This window comes from Bradyrhizobium sp. SOJA106 (assembly GCF_059448745.1).
The window spans coordinates 5377053-5395890 of record NZ_CM182549.1 but is presented as its reverse complement, the minus strand read 5'-3'; the positions used below and the strand labels follow the sequence as shown (position 1 = coordinate 5395890).

The following is an 18838-nucleotide window of genomic DNA, read 5'->3' as shown; positions in this document are numbered from 1 at the left end:
CCAGTTCCCCGGAGGAAACTTACATGTCGGCCCTGCCGCTCTCAGGCATCAAGATCCTTGACCTCACCCGCGTGCTTGCCGGTCCCCTGTCGGCCCAGATGCTGGGCGATCTCGGCGCGGAGGTGATCAAGATCGAGCGGCCGGGCACCGGCGACGACGCGCGCGCCTTCGGCCCGCCTTATCTGACCGACCCCGAAGGCAAGGCGAACAACAACAACTCGTTCTATCTCTGCGCCAACCGCAACAAGAAGTCGGTCACCGTCAACATCGCCAAGCCCGAGGGGCAGGCGATCATCCGCGAGCTCGCCAAGGACGCCGACGTCTTCATGGAGAACTACAAGGTCGGCGATCTCAAGCGCTACGGCCTCGACTATGAGACCATCAAGGCGATCAACCCGAAAATCATCTACTGCTCGGTGACCGGCTTCGGCCAGACCGGCCCTTACGCGCCGCGCGCCGGCTATGACGCCATTCTGCAGGCGATGGGCGGCCTGATGAGCGTCACCGGCCATATCGACGGCGAGCCGGGCGAGGGCCCGATGAAGGTCGGTCCCTCGATCGTCGATTACATGACCGGCATGAACGCCTCGATCGGGATTCTCTCGGCGCTCTACAATCGCGACGCCAATGGCGGTCAGGGACAGCACATCGACGTCTGCCTGTTCGACACCGTGATCGCCTCGCTCAGCCACTGGCTGCAGATCTACCTCGTCAACGGCAAGGTCCCCCCGCGCCGCGGCACCTGGGGCAATGGCGGCATGCCGGCCGGCGTGTTCCGCTGCACCGACGGCGAGCTGATGGTGGTGGTCGGCAATGACGGCCAGTTCCAGCGCACCTGCGCCGTGCTCGGCGAGCCCGGGCTTGCCAGCGATCCGCGCTTCATCAAGAACAACGACCGCGTCGTGCACGGCAAGGAGATCATGGCGATCTTCGCCGGCCTGTTCCTGAAAAAGCCGGTGGCCTACTGGCTGGAGAAGCTCGAGGAGGCCGGCGTGCCGTCGGGGCCGATCAACAATTTCGAGCAGGTGTTTTCCGATCCGCACGTGCAGTCGCGCGGCATGCGCGTGAAGGTCGATCATCCGTTCCAGCCGGACCTGTCGCTGATCCGGAACGCGCTGACCCTCTCGGAAACTCCGATCAAGACCTACCGCGCCCCGCCGCTGCTCGGCGAGCATACCGAGGAGGTGCTGGCGGGCAAGCTCGGCTATGATGCCGGCAAGATCGGGGAGCTGAAGCAGCAGGGGATCATCTAGTGCCCTTTGCCCCTCCTCTGGAGGGGACGCCGAGGCTCTTCAAAAATGCCGGCGGCGTGCGCGACCAGTTCGGGTTGCTCTTCGCCACCGCTGCGACCGCGGAGGACGCGCGCGATGCTGGGGCTGGCGGAGGCCGCGGATTGCTGCGCACGGATTGGTGACCTCAGTGTGGCGCTGGCCGGGCCTTGCGTGGAGCTTGCGCGCAATCCCCAGATAAACCCGGTCCGTAGTCGCACAGGCTTCCGCTTCGCGCCCGAGTCTGATCTCCTCCCATAAGTCGGGAGGGAAGCGCATGTCCTATACGATCGGGTTCCAGGCCAAGGACCAGAAGGCAATTCTGGCGACAGAGGCGGCCACCGCAAATCAGGCCGTCGCCATCATCGCCGCGCTGCGGCAGAGCGCCGACGAAATCAAGTTCATCCGCTCGCCGCAGGAAGGCGAGATGGGCATCGAGATGCTGCTGCTGCTCGCCAAGGAAGAGGCCGAGGAGATGCCGCAGCAGGGCAAAGCATGATCCGGAAAAGTGCGCAGCGGTTTTGCGGAAAGATCATGCAAACAATAAACTAAAGCGCGATCCAATCGCGCTTTAGCCCGCGCACCACACTTCGAGCTTTAGCGAAGCATGCCGGCTGCAGAATAGTGTAGTCAGGCCCCAGTCTCGCTTGAACCGAAGGTGGTCCATGAAACGCGAAGCGCTCCGCGTCGAACCGATCTCGTCCTTTCTCGATCGCTGGAAGGCGCCGACCTCGCCGGTGACGCGCGCCGGCAACATGATCTTCGTCGCCGGCCTGCCGCCATTCAATCCCGAGACCGGCGAGATCGCAGAAGCGCCGATCGAACGGCAGAGTGAGATCATCATGGAGCAGATGAAGCTGTGCCTCGAGACGGCCGGCGCCAGCCTCGACAATGTCATGAAGTGCAACGTCTACTGCACCTCGACCAAACACTTCGCCGCGTTCAATGCGGTCTATGCGCGCTATTTCCCCCATGATCCGCCGGCGCGGATCTTCGTCTGCACGCCTGAATGGTTCGCTCCCTTCGACGTCGAGATCGACTGCATCGCGATGATGTGACGCGCGAGCGGTTACTTCACCTCTTTCCGCTCGCGCGGAACCCTCTCCGCGTAAGAACGGGGCGAGGAAGCGTAGCGCCGGCGCGGTGAGGCTCGTTCCAAAGCATGATCCGGAAAAGTGCGCAGCGGTTTTCGGAAAAGATCATGAGCAAACAACAAGCTAAAGCGCGATGACGATTCATCCTGACCTCATCGCGCTTTAACGTGCAGCAACCTTCGCCGGCACCTTCGTCTCCGCCCGTCCGGCCGTCAGTGCCATCGTCGCCACGCTGACGACGCGCGCGATGACGTCCTCGACATCGTCGAGATCGCATTTGCCCTCCGACAGCTTGGTCAGGCGTTCGCTCTCGCGGATGGTGTGGTGCGCCATCGCGAGCGCGAAGTTCAGGCCCCAATAGATCTCGACCTCACTGCGGTCGGGCAGGGATCTGCGCATCGCACCGACGAATTTGCGCAAATGGTCGATCTCGCGGTTCTTGATGCGGCGGATCGGCGGCACGGATTCGATCGAGGCGCGGATCATGAAACGTGCCGCGGTGGAGCGCTGGTTCTCAGGTCCAAGGCAGCCGCGCAAGGTCGGGCCGACCAGCGCATGCAGGATCCCCTCGATCGGCGCGCGGCCGCCGCCTTGCTCTTCGGCCGCCTTCAATTCGCGCAGACGCTCGCGGTTGGTCGCGATCGAGCGGGTGACGAACAGTTCCGCGATCAACTCGTCCTTCGAGCCGAAATGATAGTTGACCGCGGCGAGGTTGACGCCCGCCTCCGCCACGATGTCACGCAACGTGACATCGCCAAAGCCGCGGTCGGCATAGAGCCGCTCGGCGGCGGCGAGAATGGCGGACCTGGTGTGATCGCTGGCCATGGCTTGGATCTCGGCTTGGGACCTTTGTCATTCCGGGGCGCGATACGGTCGCGAACCCGGAATCCCGCGCCGCAATCTCTGGATTCCGGGTTCGACGCTTTGCGTCGCCCCGGAATGACGTGCGAGGCACGAAGCGTCGGGAGTTGCAATTCAAACAGTTGTATGAAACTATCGTTTGAAGGCCGGTAAAAGTCAATCCGCAATCGGGACTCGTTCGCAATTTGCGGGCCGGTTCCGCAAAACGCCCGCACGTCGCGCTTGCGGGCCGTGCGCGGCGGGAGGACAGTCCGGCGCAAAACGACCAGTGAGAGAGAAACGAGGAGCGTCCCATGGATTTCGATCTGTCGCCGAAGCAGAAGGAATGGCTCGACCGCGTGCGGTCCTTCATGGCCAAGCACGTGCGCCCGGCGGTGCCTATTTATGACGAGCAGGATCGCAGCGGCGAGCGCTGGAAGGTCATCCCGATCCTCGAGGACCTCAAGAAGAAGGCCAAGGCCGAAGGCCTGTGGAACATGTTCATGCCGCCGAGCGAGCATGAGGACGACGAATTCCGCGGCGCGGGATTGACCAATCTCGAATACGCGCTGCTGTCGGAGGAGATGGGCCGCATCACCTGGGCCTCGGAAGTGTTCAACTGTTCGGCGCCCGACACCGGCAACATGGAAGTGTTCATCCGCTACGGCACCAAGGAGCAGAAGCGCAAATGGCTGCGCCCGCTGATGGACGGCGAGATCCGCTCGGCCTTCCTGATGACGGAACCTGCGGTCGCATCATCGGATGCGACCAACATCGAGACCCGCATCGAGAAGGACGGCGATCACTACGTCATCAACGGCCGCAAATGGTGGTCGTCGGGCGTCGGCGATCCCCGCTGCAAGATCGCGATCCTGATGGGCAAGACCGATCCGTCGGCCGCCAAGCACCAGCAGCAGTCGCAGATCTTGGTTCCGCTCGACACGCCCGGCATCAAGGTCGAGAAGATGCTGCCCGTGTTCGGCTTCGACGACGCGCCGCATGGTCATGCCCAGGTGCTGCTCGAGAACGTGCGGGTGCCGAAGGAGAACATCCTGCTCGGCGAAGGCCGCGGCTTCGAGATCGCACAGGGCCGCCTCGGCCCCGGCCGCATCCACCACTGCATGCGCACCATCGGCAAGGCCGAGGAGGCGCTGGAGAAGATGGTGAAGCGGCTCGCCTCGCGCACCGCCTTCGGCAAGAAGATCATCGAGCACAGTGTGTGGGAGCAGCGCATCGGCGAGGCTCGCACCGACATCGAGATGAACCGCCTGTTGTGCCTCAAGGCCGCCGACATGATGGACAAGGTCGGCAACAAGACCGCGCAGCTCGAGATCGCCATGATCAAGGTCGCAGGTCCCAACATGGCCTTGAGGATCATCGATCAGGCGATCCAGGCCTTTGGCGGCGCCGGCGTCTCGGATGAAGCCGGCCTTGCCAAGGACTACGCCCACATCCGCACGCTCCGTCTCGCCGACGGTCCGGACGAGGTGCACAATCGCGCCATTGCCAGACTTGAACTTCGGAAGTATGCAAACTCTCCCGCGCACTAAAAATCTGGGAGAGCTGCGTGCTCCCCGCACCGTCGTTCCGGGTTCTCGCTACGCGAGCCCCGGAATGACGACATGAGAAGAGGGAGCGTCACCGTGGCTGACGGCGTCAGGAAAGACGAAGAGTTCTCGGGCACCAAGCCGGTCGAGGAGCGGCATCGTTTTGACGAGCTGCGCCTGGAAGCCTGGATGCGCGAGAACGTCGAAGGTTTTCAAGGCCCGCTGGTCGTGCTCCAGTTCAAGGGCGGCCAGTCCAACCCGACCTATCGCCTCAACACGCCGAACCGTTCCTACGTGATGCGCCGAAAGCCGTTTGGCAAATTGCTGCCGTCGGCGCACGCGGTCGATCGCGAATATCGCGTCATTGCGGCCCTTGGAAAGCAGGGCTTTCCGGTCGCACACGCCTACGCGCTGTGCCAGGACGACAGCGTGATCGGCGCGGCCTTCTACATCATGTCGATGGAGGAGGGCCGGGTGTTCTGGGATCCGACGCTGCCGAGCCAGGACGCCGACGCGCGGCGCAAGATCTTTACCAGCAAGATCGAGACGTTGGCGAAACTCCACATGTTCGATCCCGTCGCGATCGGGCTCGGCGACTTCGGCAAGCCCGGCAACTATTTTGCACGGCAGATCGATCGCTGGACCAAGCAATATCGCGCGTCCGAGACGCAGCACATTCCCGAGTTCGAGAAGGTCGCCGAATGGCTGCCCAAGACCGTGCCGGAGCAGGCGCGCGTCTCGATCGTTCACGGCGACTATCGTCTCGACAACATGATTTTCCATGCGACGGAACCGCGCGTGCAGGCCGTGCTCGACTGGGAGCTGTCGACGCTCGGCGATCCCATGGCCGACTTCACCTATCTGCTCATGCAGTGGATCATGCCTGGCCTGCAGGGCGTCGATCTCGAGGCGCTGAACATCCCGAGCCTGGAACAGGCGGCACAGATCTACTGCAACGTCACCAGGATGAGTGTGCCGGATCTCAATTGGTATTTTTCCTACAATCTCTTTCGCCTCGCGGGCATCACGCAAGGTATCGCCGGCCGCATCCGCGACGGCACCGCCGCCAACGCCAAGGCGCTGGAATCCGCCAAGCGCACCGTGCCGCTGTCGAAGGCGTCATGGGAGTATGCGCAGAAGGCGGGCGCGGTTTAGGAACGACGGAGGCGCGGCCGATGGTCGCGCCTTTTGCTTGTTTGCCGCTCTTGTGTCCCGGACGCGGTGCAGCACGGAGTGCTGCGCCGCAGAGCCGGGGCCCTGTCACGCCGCCAAGGTATTCAGTTCATCAGTGAGATCGCGCCAATCCGGATTGAGCTTCTCGATCAGCTCGAGCTTCCAGGCGCGACGCCAGCGCTTCAGCGAATGTTCGCGCGAACGCGCCTCGAGCACCGACTCGAAGGTTTCGAAGTAGACCAGCAATGTCACGTCATACTGTCGCGTGAAGCCAGGAATGAGCTTTGCCTTGTGCTCGGTCATGCGGCGAACGAGATTGTTCGTCACGCCGATGTAGAGCGTGCCGTTTCGTTTGCTGGCCAGGATGTAAACGAAGAGGGACATCGTTGCGCAACCGGCGTCGATGGGGTGACGTAATCTAAGGTTGCATGTTTCGGCGCCTTTGCCGAGCGCTCTGGGTCCCGGCTCTGCGGAGCGTCACTTCGTGCCGCACCGCGTCCGGGACACGAGACCGGATTTCCACGTCTGTGATTCCCGAGCAATCAAGTGCATGCTCTCGTGTCCCGGACAAGGCGCATCACAACGTGATGCGCCGCAGAGCTGGGACCCAGCTGCGCTGTTCGAGTCCTAAAGCACCCGCGGGTCACGCCTTCGCACAATGCGCGATCAGCCTCTCGACGAACCCTGCGCATTTCTCCAGCTCTGCCATCTCGACGAACTCATCCGGCGTGTGCGCCTGCGCGATCGAGCCGGGGCCGATCACCGCCGAGGGGATACCGGCCATGCTGGCAAACAGGCTCGCCTCGGTGCCGAAGGCGACCTTGGCGTGATCGTTGCGCCCCGCAAGGCTCTTGGCGAGCGTGACGATCGCCGCATCGGCGGCGGTATCGAGCGCGGGATAATCGAGGATCTCTTCGAAATCGATGCCGCACTCCGGGTGTCTCGCCTTCATCGCCGGCTCGAGCTCGGCTTTGGCCCACGCGACGATCGCGTCCGTGACCTCGCGCGACTCGGTGATGCCGATGCCGCGGCATTCGAAGTCCACCGCGCAGGTGTCCGGTACGATGTTCAGCGCGGCGCCGCCATGCACGATGCTGGTGAGCAGCGTCGAATGCGGAACGTCGTAGAGGCTGTCCGTCGACCGCGCGGCCGCGAGCTTCTCGGCGCGGCGGCGGATCTCGACGATCAATTCCGCGGCATATTCGATCGCGTTGACGCCGTCGGGCGCGATCGAGGAATGGCGGGCGAGGCCATGGAACGTGGCGCGCATGCCGTGCTTGCCCTTGTGGCCGATGATGACCTGCATCTGGGTCGGCTCGCCGATGAAGGCACCGAGCGGCCGGACCTTCTTCCTTGCCACCTCGCGCAGCATCGGCCGCACGCCGACGCAGCCGATCTCCTCGTCATAGGAGATCGCAAGATGAATCGGCGTCGCCAGTTTCGCCTCCAGCATCTCCGGCACCATGGCCAGGCACACCGCGACAAAGCCCTTCATGTCGGTGGTGCCGCGGCCAAAGAGCTTGCCGTCGCGTTCGACCAGCTTGAACGGATCGTGGCTCCAGTCCTGGCCGATAACAGGCACGACGTCGGTGTGGCCCGATAGCACGAAGCCGGGGCGGTCCTCGGGCCCGACCGTGACCCACAGCGAAGCCTTCTGCCCGGTCTCGTCGATGATGCGCTCGCCCTTGATGCCGAGGAAGGCGAGATAGCTCTCGATGTGCGCGATCAGGGGCAGGTTGGTGCGATCGCTGATCGTGTCGAAGCCGACGAGGTCGGCGAGAAGGTGGCGGATGCGATCGGCTCTGGAGCTCGGGAAGATCGGGTTCGGCATTGTTACTTCGTGTCGGGGATTGCAGAGGCTGAAATTGCTTGCATGAACCATACCAACGTGGTGGGCGGTCGGGCAAATCAAGATCGCAGCCGCCATTTCGGGGCGATGCGGAGCATCGAGCCCGGGAATCCATCGGGCCGCATCACGTGCGGCGAAATTGATTCTGAGTTCGCGCCTTCGTCGCGCCCGGAATGACGAGGGAGAGCTGCCACATCTTGTACTGTCGAGCGAGCGAAACACCAAAGGTTCGGTCAAGCCGCGATCACCAAAATATTCCGCTTTACCGAATTTCGGAAATAGCGTATGTGTCGCCGCAACCCGGCCCAAGGAAGAGGGGCGGATCGCGATCGTCACGAACGCGGGCCGGGCGGCGGTGGGCGTGGACCACATCGGCGCGACAAGCTTCGCAGGGCGGGCAGCCGTGAGCGAGAGCCTCGTGCCAACGACAGGTGTGGTTCGCGTACGGCCAAATCGTGTGGTCCTGGCGCCCCGGGGTCTGTGCGCCAAGTCTTGCGGTGATGTGTGCTGTCCAACCGGACACGCGCATCAGCCATCCGCAAGGCGACGGGGGCAATAGTGCATCGCTCCCCGGGGAGAGCACGACATACGCCGTTCCAACCACTGCGCAGGGAAGGCCGGTTGTTAGGCTCCACCTGTATGCCGCTGTGCAGCTTCTTGTTGCCACCTTTCGCACAGTGGACCGTGGGTGCCCGGCCGGCACCCGGTCTTCCCCATAGGCGTTAAGTTTATTCTTGAGTGTTGGAATCACACGTGATTCCAAGGGGCATGGCAGACGAATCGCTTCTAAATGAGGACTGGACGAGAGTGGTTGCGCAGCTGGGTGGGGCTGAGCAGCTTGAGATAAGCGCGCGCCAGACGAAGGCTTTCGCGCGGCGGCGCCAAATTCCAGACGCGGTGGCGTTGCTTCGGCTGATGCTGGCCTATTGTTTAGGGGAAAGAGGATTGAGATCGACAGCTGCGTGGGCGGCTTCTGTTGGCCTTGCGGACCTCAGCAGCGTGGCGTTGTTCTATCGCCTGCGTCAATGTGGCGATTGGTTTGCAGTGCTGGTGGAGAGCTTGCTCGATGCGGCAGCGCCGAAGGCGAGCCGAGGCCGCCTGATCCGCATCGTCGATGCGACGACAGTACCTCAGGCCGGGCCGACTGCCCGCAGGAGCAGTGAGCTTTGGCGGCTTCATAGTGCATTTGATCTGCCAAGTGAGCGCTTTGGTCACTTCGAGCTAACGGATCAGCAAGAGGGCGAAACGTTTGACCGGATACCAGTAGTCAAGAACGAGATCCGCATTGCTGACCGCGCTTATCTGCAACCTGACCGCATCGCGGCTGTCCGCGCGGCTGGTGCCGACGTTCTGATCCGAGCAGGCTGGAAGAACGCGCGCTGGCTTGATGCCCAAGGCCTTCCATTCGATCTGATGGCCCAATTGCGTGCGGCAAAGGCACGCGGACTGATCGATCGGAGGATTTGGATCAAACGCAAGGACGGGGCGCCTCTGGCTATGCGTCTGGTTGCGGTCAAGAAGCCCACCGGTGCGGCCGCGGCTTCGCGTCGTAAAGCTCGGCGAGACGCACGAGACGAAAACCGCATCATCTCCAAAGGGACTCTGGAAGCCGCGGATTGGGTCATTCTGGTCACGTCGCTCGCACGGGACGAGTTCTCCGCCAAGGATGTGCTTGCACTCTATCGACTGCGATGGCGGATCGAACTTGGCTTCAAGCGACTGAAAAGCCTGATTGGTCTCAAGACACCGCCTGGAACTGATCAGCGTTCGGCGAAGCCCTACCTGCTGGCTCACCTCTTGATTATCCTGCTGCTCGAGCCGCTTGTCCGCGACTTCGAGGACTCTCCCCACTGGAAGCAGGCCGCCTGACGACACCTGGCGGTTGGCGTATCTTGCAACAACTCGTTGCATCCTTGCTGCAAGCAATCATTCCACAACCAACCATCCGCCGCTTGCGCCGCAGTAAGCGAGCGCTTGGGCGGCACCTGCGCGAGCCTCCCCGAAAACGTCAATATCAATCAATGCTTGCGCTACCTTAACGCCTATGCGGTCTTCCCTGCGCCCTCTTCTCAATTGAGGGTCGAGTGACGAGGCAAAGCTCGGGCGAAATGCGCCGCGGGGATGCGAAAGTGTGCCTGCAATTCAGCAACAGTCCCGTGCCCCGGACGCAGCGCAGCGCTTCTTCAGCGGTGCGCTGCAGAGCCGGGGCCTATGCTTGTGGCACTTTGGTCCCGGCTCTGCGCCGCAACGCTTGCGCGCTGCGTCGCGTCCGGGACACGAGAGCGTATGAACTAAATCGGCTTCCCCGTGTACGGCATCGATGCCGTGAGGCCGCCGTCCACCGGGAATGCCTGTCCATTCACATACGAGGCTTCGTCGCTCGCCAAAAACAGCCCCATCGCGGCGAGCTCATGCGGCTGGCCGGCGCGCTTCAGCGGATTGAGCTGGCCGATCTTGTCCTGGGTGCCGCGCTCCTTGGCGCGGTCGAAGATGGGCTTGGTCATGCCGGTTTCGATCAGGCCGGGGCACACCGCGTTGATGCGCACGCCGGTGCCGGTGAGCGAGTAGGCGGTGGTCTGCACCAGAGAGATCACGCCGGCCTTGCTGGCCGCGTACGGATGCCCGCTGGCACCGGCCTTGAGGCCTGCGACGGATGCCGTCAGCACGATCGCGCCGGACTGCTGCTTCACCATGTGCGGCATTGCGTATTTCACCGCGAGGAACGGTCCGATCAGGTTGACGCGCAGGATCTCTTGCCAGTGTTCCACCGTCTGCTCGGCAAGCGGGACGAGCCCGCCCGAGACGCCGGCATTGGCCCAGATCACGTCGAGGCGGCCATGCGTCTTCACCGCCTTGTCGATGACCGCGATGACGTCCTTTTCGGAGCCCGCGTCCGCGACCATGGCTTCAGCGACGCCGCCGGCCTTCTTCACCTCGTCGACCGTCTCCTTCACCGCCTCGGTACGATCGACCGCGATCAGCTTGGCGCCTTCCTTGGTGAAGAGGAGTGCAGCCGCGCGGCCGATGCCGCTGCCGGCGCCGGTGATGATGACGGATTTGCCTTGCAGGCGGCCCATGCGCTTCTCCTTTTGGTTCGTGCGCGACGCTTGCCGCGCGACGGAATTTCAAACAGAATTTGAAACAGTAAAGTGTCTTGAGACACGTTCGCTACTCACGTACAGCGACATCACACGGGATGGAAGGGTTTCGATGGCAGCCGCAGACAAGCCGAAAGTGGTCACGACACGCTGGTGGTGGGTTCGCCACGCGCCGGTGCGCAATGACGGCGGCAACATCTACGGGCAGAGCGATATCGCCTGCGACACCAGCGACACCTATGTGTTCAACGCTGTTGCCAAGGTGCTGCCACGCAAGGCGGTCTGGTATTCGAGCAATCTGATGCGGACGCATCAGACCGCCGAAGCGATCTGGGCGGCGGGCTTCCCGAAGCCGGCGTCGATGAAATGGGAGGCGGATCTCGCCGAGCAGAATCTCGGAAAATGGCAGGGCATGAACCGCGCCGAGTTTGTCGCCAGCCGCCCGGTCGGCGCGAGCTGGTTCGCCGACATCAACGAGCCGGCGCCTGGCGGCGAAAGCTTCATGGACCTCTACAACCGCACGCGCCGCACCATCGAGCGGATCAACAATGAGGCGGCTGGCCAGGACATCATCGTGGTCGCGCATGGCGGCACCATCAAGGCAGCAGTCGGCCTCGCGCTCGGCGATCTGCCGGAGCAGGGGCTCGCGTTCGACATCGACAACGTCTCGGTGACGCGGCTCGATCATTTCGCCAGCCCCGAGCGAAGCGTCTGGCGCTTGCCGATGGTGAACCAGCAGCCCTGGATCGCGGACGATGCGCATGCGGCGATGCATCAGCCGGCCGGACCGGAAGTCAAGAAGCTCGCGTGAGTACGCTGTCATTCCGGGACGGTCCACAGGACCGGACCCGGAATGACGTTCGATACGAAGATCAATCTTGGGAGAGAAACATGACCTTGTTCGACATGAAGGGGAAAGTCGCCGTCATCACCGGATCGACGCGCGGCATCGGGCTTGCGATCGCCGAGCGCATGGCCGAGCACGGCGCCAAGGTCGTGATCTCCTCGCGCAAGGCCGATGTCTGCGACCAGGTTGCCAAAGGCATCAACGACAAGTTCGGCAAGGGCACCGCGGTCGCGATCGCCGCCAACATCTCGTCAAAGGAAAATCTGCAAAACCTCGTCGATGAGAGCAACCGCGCATTCGGCAAGATCGACGTGCTGGTCTGCAACGCCGCGTCGAACCCGTATTACGGTCCGCTCGCCGGCATCTCCGACGATCAGTTCAGGAAGATTCTCGACAACAACATCGTCGCCAACAACTGGCTGATCTCGATGGTGGTGCCGCAGATGATCGAGCGCAAGGACGGCTCGGTGATCATCGTGTCCTCGATTGGGGGCCTCAAGGGCTCGACCATCCTCGGCGCTTACGCGATCTCGAAAGCCGCCGACATGCAGCTCGCGCGCAACCTCGCTTGCGAGTACGGCAAGCACAACATCCGCGTGAACTGCATCGCACCGGGCCTGATCAAAACCGACTTCGCCAAGGCGTTGTGGGACAATCCCGAGAACCTGAAAGCCTCGACCTCGCGCTCGCCGCTCTTGCGCATCGGCATCCCCGACGAGATCGCGGGCGCCGCGGTGTTCCTCGGCTCCAAGGCCGGCGACTTCATGACCGGTCAGACCATGGTGATCGATGGCGGCGCGACGATCAGTTGACGCGATAGAGCGTCATCCCGGGGCGCGCTTAGCGCGAACCCGGGATCTCGAGATTCCGGGCTCGGTCCTGCCGGACCGCCCCGGAATGACCCTTCGGGTCAATCCACTGCCGCGTAAACCAGATCGCGCACCAAGGTCCGCGTGAAATCACGCTGTCCCGGGCCCTGGCTCATGAACACCGCGAACAGATCCTCCTTCGGATCGATCCAGAAGAACGTCCCCGCAATGCCGCTCCAGAAGTAAGTGCCGACGCTGCCGGGGAAGGGCGCGATGCCGGCCTCGCGGCGGACGGCGAAGCCGAGACCGAAGCCGTGGCCGGGCGACAGCAGCGTGCCATTGGTGACGACGTGCGGCCCGAGATGATCCGATGCCATCAGCTCCAGAGTTTTGCGGCCGATGATCCTGTTGCCCTCGAGCGTGCCGCCATTGCGCAGCATCAGCGCGAAGCGGGCATAGTCCATCGTGGTCGAGACCAGGCCGCCGCCGCCGGATTCCATCACCGGCTGCTCGAGCATGTTGAACAGCGCGACCTTGTCGCCGGTCCAGGGATCGGTTGCGAACGCCTCGGCGAGCCGGCCAGCATTGCTCTCAGCGGTCGAGAAGCCGGTCTCGGCCATCTGAAGCGGCACGAGGATGCGCTCGGCGAGGTACGCGCCGAGCGATTTGCCGCTGATGATTTCGATGATGCGGCCGAGAATGTCGGTGGAGCGGCTGTAGTTGAACTCGTCGCCGGGATGGCAGACCAGCGGGAAGCTCGCCACCAGCGCGGCGTGCTCGGCATTGCTGATCTTGCGGCTGCGGACGCGGGACTCCTGATAGAGCTTGTGCACGGGGCCATCGCCCTGGTGCTCGTAGGTCAGTCCAGAGGTGTGCCGCAGCAAGTCCTGTACGGTCATCGCCCGCTTCGGCGGAACCAGCTCCAATTTACCGCCGCTGACCACGGCGACCTTCTGGTCGGCGAACTCCGGGATGAATTTTGCCACGGGATCGCCGAGCAGCAGATGGCCGTCCTCGACCAGCGCCATGATGCCGACCGAGACGATCGGCTTTGTCATCGAAAAAATCCGGAAGATCGAATCACGCGCCATCGGCGCGGACCCCGCCGGGCTCTGCTTGCCGAGCGCCTCGAACCATCCGACCTGACCGCGCCGGGCCACCAGCACGGTCACGCCGGGCACGGTTCCCTTGTCGATCTCGCGCTTGAAAGCATCCGACATCGCCTGGAGGCGGGGCCGCGACAGGCCCAGCGTCTCGGGCTTGGCTTCGGGCAGAGGCGGGGTTGTCGGCGCGGTCGAGGGGCGGGCGGCGGCAGTCGCGGTCATGTTCACTCCCGGGGGCACATTATTGTCGGGAATGGACTGTGACCCAGAAGGCGCGGCACAAACAAGCGAAGCCAGCGCGCTTCACCCTTGCAAACCAGCCGCCCCCTGTGCTTGAAAGCGCCCCTGATCCGCGTGGCGACGCGAGGGTCCGTAGGAGTGTAGCTCAATTGGTAGAGCACCGGTCTCCAAAACCGGGGGTCGCAGGTTCGAGCCCTGCCACTCCTGCCAGATAATTCAATGGCTTAAGCGGCTATTTGTCTCGAACAGAGGCTGAACGGGACCCAAGATGGACCCAAGCATTTAGTCGCTATTGCGCATCCGAATTGGCTGGGGCTCCGAACGCGCGCGAGCCACTGCGCCTCGTGGGTGTGGAAAAGCTCCGAGGGCGGCGGTCCATATAGAGGGGCTAACGGATCCGCAGGGCTCACGGGGTTATGAGCGCGTGCCCGTGCCGCCAATTTTTGAGCACGTGCCCGTTCCAACACTCATGGCGCTTTTGGGCGAAGCCAATCGAGGCCATGACAATTAAGGCTACGATGACAGACACGGCTACGAGTTATGCGTCATTGACGGATCTCGTATCGGTCGCAGCGAGGATCGCCGCGCTTCACCAGAGTGATCTCCTGGAGGTTGTATTTTAGTTCACAGTGCAAGAGCCCATACTCCGACAAATACGGGTATGGTGCGCGCCAACAGAGATTGACGCCCGCCGGAACCTCTTGCGGATACCCGCGTATCGTGTAGGTGCACACCTCGCGGAGGCTAGGATCTGCCCTTCCGGACGTCTCGGCTCTGCCTTGAGCTGCCTCTTGTGCATGAGCCTGGAATAGCGAAGCCAATGCTAAGAATGCCACCAAAACGGCGCGCATTTTGTTTCCTCTTGGTTTCAAAAGGCGCCCTCAAATTGCGACCACCAGGTTAATCATACGCTCCCGCCCCATTTGAGCCGCCAGGCCGCTTCGATACTGCACGCGATAACGGCCCCGGCGCGCGAGGCTGGCGGACACGCCGGAGCCGTTCGTCCCCGTGCGCTCCGCCGCGCGCAAAGCCACTGTATAGGGAAGGAGCGGCAAAGTGAGATGCACTCCGGGAGTAACCCATGAGGCCATCTCAATGACCTTGACGGCGGACTCATCGTCAGAGTCTGATCGGCGCCATGGGGCAGCACCAGCACGACATCGACGAGCTCGCGCGCATGGAGCGGCTTTGCCTTGCGCTGGCCGACGACAGCACCTTACCGCTGGAGCGCGCCGCTCTAGTCGAGATGCCGGCAACTACCGGGCCGAGGCTGCTCAGGGCGAGGGGAAGATTCTGGGGACCCGAACCCGGACCCGAAGCCGAAAGTACAGGACCGAACCAGACGGACAGGGCGGATTGTGGGTCGGGCAGGGTGGCCTGTTACGCAAAGTAACAGGGCGGCACCGGATGGTGCGATGCCGCTCGGTCTCCAAAACCGCGGGTCGCAGGTTCGAGCCCTGCCACTCCTGCCAGCTTAGGCAGCCAATCAGGATAAAGCCAGGTCGGGTAACCCATTGATCCCGATCAGGTCCGCGCACGGTTGCCGCGGTCATCGGGTTCGGCCACACCTTGACCTTTGGCCCCATCCGCAGTATCTACCCGGCACTCGCAGCCGGCCCGTTGAGATGCGGATATCCGGCGCGGCTTTAAATCCCCGAACAATCGAGCCCGGTTTCCGGCTCATCCTTCGCGACAGAGGGCTGGGTCAACGGCGGCTGTTCGGGTCCCCGAAATTCATGCGCGTCTGGCGACGGACGTTGGACATTCAAACGATGGCAGTCAGCCCGTTCAAGTTCTTGCAGGAAGTGCGCTCGGAGACTGCCAAGGTCACCTGGCCGACCCGTCGTGAGACCACGATCACCACCATCATGGTGTTCGTGATGGTCGCCGTGGCCGCCGTCTTCTTCTTCGCCGCCGACCAGATCATCCGCTACCTCATCACCTTCCTCTTGGGCATTCACTGATGGCAACAGCAGCCGCAACCCAATCGTCCGACAAGCGCTGGTACATCGTCCACGCCTATTCGAATTTCGAGAAGAAGGTCGCCGAATCGATCCGCGAGCAGGCCAAGCAGCGCGGGCTTGAGGATTTGTTCGAGCTGGTGCTGGTTCCGACGGAGAAGGTCACGGAAGTGCGCCGCGGCCGCAAGATCGACGCCGAACGCAAGTTCTTCCCGGGCTACGTGCTGGTGAAGATGAAGCTGACCGACGAGGCGTTTCATCTGATCAAGAACACGCCGAAGGTGACGGGCTTCCTCGGCGCGGAAAACAAGCCGATGCCGATTTCGGAAGCCGAGGCGATGCGCATTCTGCACCAGGTGCAGGAGGGCGTGGAACGGCCGAAGGCGTCGGTGTCGTTCGAGATCGGCGAGAACGTCCGCGTGGCCGACGGCCCGTTCGCCTCGTTCTCGGGCGTGGTCGAGGAAATCGACGAGGCGCGCTCGCGCGTGAAGGTCGCAGTGTCGATCTTCGGCCGCGCAACGCCCGTCGAGCTGGAATTCGGTCAGGTCGAGAAGGTCTGATCGAGTAACGCGCGAGACTGAAGAGCTTCGCGCGAAGAGAGGCCGTGGGAGGGAGAGAGCGGTTGCCAGCCGCATCCGACCCAGACCACGAACCTGAAACCGCCGGCCACGGCCGGCACAACAGGAGTGATACATGGCAAAGAAAGTGACCGGATACCTGAAGCTTCAGGTCCCGGCCGGTGCGGCGAATCCCTCGCCCCCGATCGGTCCCGCGCTCGGTCAGCGCGGTCTCAACATCATGGAGTTCTGCAAGGCGTTCAACGCCCAGACCCAGAAGGAAGAGAAGAACACCCCGATCCCGGTGATCATCACCATCTATGCGGACCGTTCCTTCACCTTCGAGATGAAGACGCCGCCGATGTCCTACTTCCTCAAGCAGGCCGCCAAGATCCAGTCCGGCTCGAAGGCGCCGGGCCGTGACAAGGCCGGCAAGGTGACCAAGGCGCAGGTGCGCGAGATCGCCGAGAAGAAGATGAAGGACTTGAATTGCGACACCATCGAATCGGCCATGAAGATGGTCGAGGGCTCCGCCCGTTCGATGGGTCTGGAAGTTGCGGGGTAAGCGGTCATGGCAATCGGAAAGCGTTTGAACAAAGCCCGCGAAGGCATTGACCGCGAAAAGCTTTACCCGCTCGCGGACGCCATCAAGATGGTCAAGGAGCGCGCGAAAGCGAAGTTCGACGAGACCATCGAGGTCGCGATCAATCTCGGCGTCGATCCGCGTCACGCCGACCAGATGGTCCGCGGCGTCGTGACCCTGCCGAACGGCACCGGCCGTACGCTCCGCGTCGGCGTGTTCGCCCGCGGCGCCAAGGCCGATGAAGCCAAAGCCGCCGGTGCCGACGTCGTCGGCGCCGAGGATCTGGTCGAGAAGGTGCAGAACGGCACGATCGATTTCGACCGCTGCATCGCCACCCCCGACATGATGCCGCTGGTCGGCCGTCTCGGTAAGGTGCTGGGCCCGCGCGGCCTGATGCCGAACCCGAAGATCGGTACCGTGACCATGGACGTCACCGGTGCGGTGAAGGGTGCCAAGGGCGGCTCGGTCGAGTTCCGCGTCGAGAAGGCCGGCATCCTGCAGGCCGGCGTCGGCAAGGCCTCGTTCTCCGAGGAGAAGCTGGTCGAGAACATCAAGGCTCTGGCCGATGCCGTCTCGAAGGCGAAGCCGGCCGGCTCGAAGGGCACCTACATCCAGCGCGTTGCGGTGTCCTCGACGATGGGTCCGGGCGTGAAGGTCGAGCCGGCCACCATTCTCGGCTGAGGTTTGGAAATTGTATGAGGCGAGGGGCGGAATCGGGCGACCGATTCCGCCCCTCGTCGTTTGTGGCGGCGCTGACCGGAAACAACAACAATGGCTGACAAGGTCCTGATCTACTCGCGCTTTCCCAAGACGATGATGGCGCGCTTCGCTGAACAGTTCGAGCTGCTCGACACCGGTGGCAGGCCCGCGCACGAGGTGTTTCCCGCCGACGAGCTCGGCGACGTCCGCGCGATGCTGACCGCTGGCGGCTCGCCGCTCGGCGCGAAGGCGATGGACCGGTTTCCGAAGCTCGGCGCCATCATCTGCTACGGCACCGGCTATGATGGCGTCGACCTGAAGGCGGCGGCTAGCCGCAACATCGCGGTCGGCCACAGCCCGGGCGCCAACGCCGCCTCGGTTGCCGACATCGCGATGACCCTGATGCTGGCGACGACGCGCAGGATCCTGGTCGCCGACCAATATGTCCGTAGCGGCGACTGGGCGGCGTCAAAGCAGTCGCCGATGATGCGGCCCCAGGCCGGCATGCCCGGCCGCCGGATCGGCGTCTACGGCATGGGCGAGATCGGCCGCAAGATCGCCGCGCGCTGCGCCGCCTTCGAGAGCGAAATCGGCTATTTCAGCCGGACCCAATACGATCTGCCCTATCATTATTTCCCCTCGCTGCAGGCGCTCGCCGACTGGTGCAGCGTGCTGATGATCGCAGTCCGGGCAGGGGCGGAGACGCAGCACGTCGTGGGCGCGGATATCCTGAAGCGCCTCGGCGCGGACGGCTATGTCGTCAACGTCTCCCGCGGCTCTGTCATTGACGAGAAGGCCCTGGTCGCGGCGCTCACCGACAAGACCATCGCCGGCGCCGGCCTCGACGTCTTCGAGGAGGAGCCGCACGCACCCGACGCGCTGACCGCGCTGCCCAACGTGGTGCTCGCCCCGCATATCGGCGGCCACACCCTGGACTCGCACGTTGCCATGCAGAACTGCGTGCTCGCGAACCTCACCGCATTCTTCGCGGGCAAGCCGCTGCCTTATGCGGTCAAATCGGCCTGAATCGGCCCTTGTCGGCCCGGATCAAGCCTCGCCGGCATCGGATCGCAACTGGTGTGAATTTGGCCTTGGCAAGCCGGCAGAGAGCGGTTAAAGAACCGCCTCCGGACGTGCCGGCCTCGGCTGGCGCGTTCGTGCATGCATTCC

At 63.3% G+C, this 18838-nt stretch carries 18 protein-coding genes and 1 tRNA gene; 14 read left to right on the top strand and 5 right to left on the bottom strand.

The window, feature by feature from the left end; all coding sequences use genetic code 11:
* Positions 1-23 precede the first annotated feature (23 nt).
* The 3 genes from AC5V87_RS25335 to AC5V87_RS25325 all read left to right on the top strand — a co-directional run bounded on the left by AC5V87_RS25335 (position 24) and on the right by AC5V87_RS25325 (position 2326).
* Positions 24-1253: a CaiB/BaiF CoA transferase family protein gene (locus AC5V87_RS25335; RefSeq protein WP_495368050.1), complete on the top strand. Its 1230-nt coding sequence runs from the start codon at positions 24-26 to the stop codon at positions 1251-1253.
* Positions 1254-1545: 292 nt separating this feature from the next.
* On the top strand, positions 1546-1767 hold the full coding sequence (locus tag AC5V87_RS25330; RefSeq protein ID WP_456837853.1) for a hypothetical protein: 222 nt from the start codon (positions 1546-1548) through the stop codon (positions 1765-1767).
* Positions 1768-1933: 166 nt separating this feature from the next.
* Complete coding sequence (locus AC5V87_RS25325) at positions 1934-2326, top strand: RidA family protein (RefSeq protein ID WP_456837854.1); 393 nt, start codon at positions 1934-1936, stop codon at positions 2324-2326.
* A gap of 198 nt (positions 2327-2524) precedes the next feature.
* Here the strand turns inward: AC5V87_RS25325 and AC5V87_RS25320 are convergent, their stop codons facing one another.
* Positions 2525-3187 (bottom strand): TetR/AcrR family transcriptional regulator, encoded by a 663-nt coding sequence (locus AC5V87_RS25320; protein WP_456837855.1) that lies wholly within the window; start codon positions 3185-3187, stop codon positions 2525-2527.
* A gap of 329 nt (positions 3188-3516) precedes the next feature.
* Between AC5V87_RS25320 and AC5V87_RS25315 the strand changes: the two genes are divergently transcribed.
* Positions 3517-4752 (top strand): acyl-CoA dehydrogenase family protein, encoded by a 1236-nt coding sequence (locus tag AC5V87_RS25315; RefSeq protein ID WP_456837856.1) that lies wholly within the window; start codon positions 3517-3519, stop codon positions 4750-4752.
* Positions 4753-4845: 93 nt separating this feature from the next.
* Positions 4846-5904: a phosphotransferase family protein gene (locus tag AC5V87_RS25310; protein WP_456843310.1), complete on the top strand. Its 1059-nt coding sequence runs from the start codon at positions 4846-4848 to the stop codon at positions 5902-5904.
* A gap of 105 nt (positions 5905-6009) precedes the next feature.
* On the opposite strand, the gene AC5V87_RS25305 is transcribed toward AC5V87_RS25310, so the two are convergent.
* Together AC5V87_RS25305 and argE are read right to left on the bottom strand one after the other, a co-directional pair.
* Entirely contained in the window at positions 6010-6306 is a 297-nt protein-coding gene (locus tag AC5V87_RS25305; RefSeq protein WP_456837857.1) for a GIY-YIG nuclease family protein, read from the bottom strand.
* A gap of 259 nt (positions 6307-6565) precedes the next feature.
* Positions 6566-7753: an acetylornithine deacetylase gene (gene argE / locus AC5V87_RS25300; protein WP_495368049.1), complete on the bottom strand. Its 1188-nt coding sequence runs from the start codon at positions 7751-7753 to the stop codon at positions 6566-6568.
* A 786-nt stretch (positions 7754-8539) separates the two neighbouring features.
* Here argE and AC5V87_RS25295 point away from each other — a divergent pair.
* Entirely contained in the window at positions 8540-9640 is a 1101-nt protein-coding gene (locus tag AC5V87_RS25295) for an IS4 family transposase (protein WP_456836948.1), read from the top strand.
* A gap of 422 nt (positions 9641-10062) precedes the next feature.
* Here the strand turns inward: AC5V87_RS25295 and AC5V87_RS25290 are convergent, their stop codons facing one another.
* Complete coding sequence (locus tag AC5V87_RS25290; RefSeq protein WP_456837860.1) at positions 10063-10848, bottom strand: SDR family NAD(P)-dependent oxidoreductase; 786 nt, start codon at positions 10846-10848, stop codon at positions 10063-10065.
* A gap of 133 nt (positions 10849-10981) precedes the next feature.
* Between AC5V87_RS25290 and AC5V87_RS25285 the strand changes: the two genes are divergently transcribed.
* Both AC5V87_RS25285 and AC5V87_RS25280 read left to right on the top strand, forming a co-directional pair.
* Positions 10982-11680: a histidine phosphatase family protein gene (locus AC5V87_RS25285; protein ID WP_456837861.1), complete on the top strand. Its 699-nt coding sequence runs from the start codon at positions 10982-10984 to the stop codon at positions 11678-11680.
* Positions 11681-11760: 80 nt separating this feature from the next.
* A complete protein-coding gene (locus AC5V87_RS25280) occupies positions 11761-12528 on the top strand; it encodes an SDR family NAD(P)-dependent oxidoreductase (protein ID WP_212308609.1) in 768 nt (255 codons plus the stop codon).
* A 98-nt stretch (positions 12529-12626) separates the two neighbouring features.
* On the opposite strand, the gene AC5V87_RS25275 is transcribed toward AC5V87_RS25280, so the two are convergent.
* On the bottom strand, positions 12627-13850 hold the full coding sequence (locus AC5V87_RS25275) for a serine hydrolase domain-containing protein (protein ID WP_456837862.1): 1224 nt from the start codon (positions 13848-13850) through the stop codon (positions 12627-12629).
* Positions 13851-14002: 152 nt separating this feature from the next.
* Here AC5V87_RS25275 and AC5V87_RS25270 point away from each other — a divergent pair.
* From AC5V87_RS25270 to AC5V87_RS25245, 6 genes are all read left to right on the top strand, one after another.
* Positions 14003-14078 (top strand) — tRNA-Trp (locus AC5V87_RS25270).
* A gap of 1562 nt (positions 14079-15640) precedes the next feature.
* Positions 15641-15832, top strand: a complete 192-nt coding sequence (gene secE, locus AC5V87_RS25265) for a preprotein translocase subunit SecE (RefSeq protein ID WP_456837863.1) — start codon at positions 15641-15643, stop codon at positions 15830-15832.
* Complete coding sequence (gene nusG / locus AC5V87_RS25260) at positions 15832-16389, top strand: transcription termination/antitermination protein NusG (RefSeq protein ID WP_456837864.1); 558 nt, start codon at positions 15832-15834, stop codon at positions 16387-16389. Before secE ends, nusG begins: the two co-directional genes overlap by 1 nt.
* Before the next feature lie 133 nt (positions 16390-16522).
* Positions 16523-16951 carry a 50S ribosomal protein L11 gene (rplK, locus tag AC5V87_RS25255; protein ID WP_011088164.1) on the top strand — a complete coding sequence of 143 codons (429 nt, stop codon included), beginning with the start codon at positions 16523-16525 and terminating at the stop codon, positions 16949-16951.
* Between the two features lie 6 nt (positions 16952-16957).
* Positions 16958-17650: a 50S ribosomal protein L1 gene (rplA, locus tag AC5V87_RS25250; RefSeq protein ID WP_456837865.1), complete on the top strand. Its 693-nt coding sequence runs from the start codon at positions 16958-16960 to the stop codon at positions 17648-17650.
* Positions 17651-17740: 90 nt separating this feature from the next.
* A complete protein-coding gene (locus AC5V87_RS25245; protein WP_456837866.1) occupies positions 17741-18694 on the top strand; it encodes a 2-hydroxyacid dehydrogenase in 954 nt (317 codons plus the stop codon).
* The last annotated feature ends 144 nt before the right edge of the window (positions 18695-18838 follow it).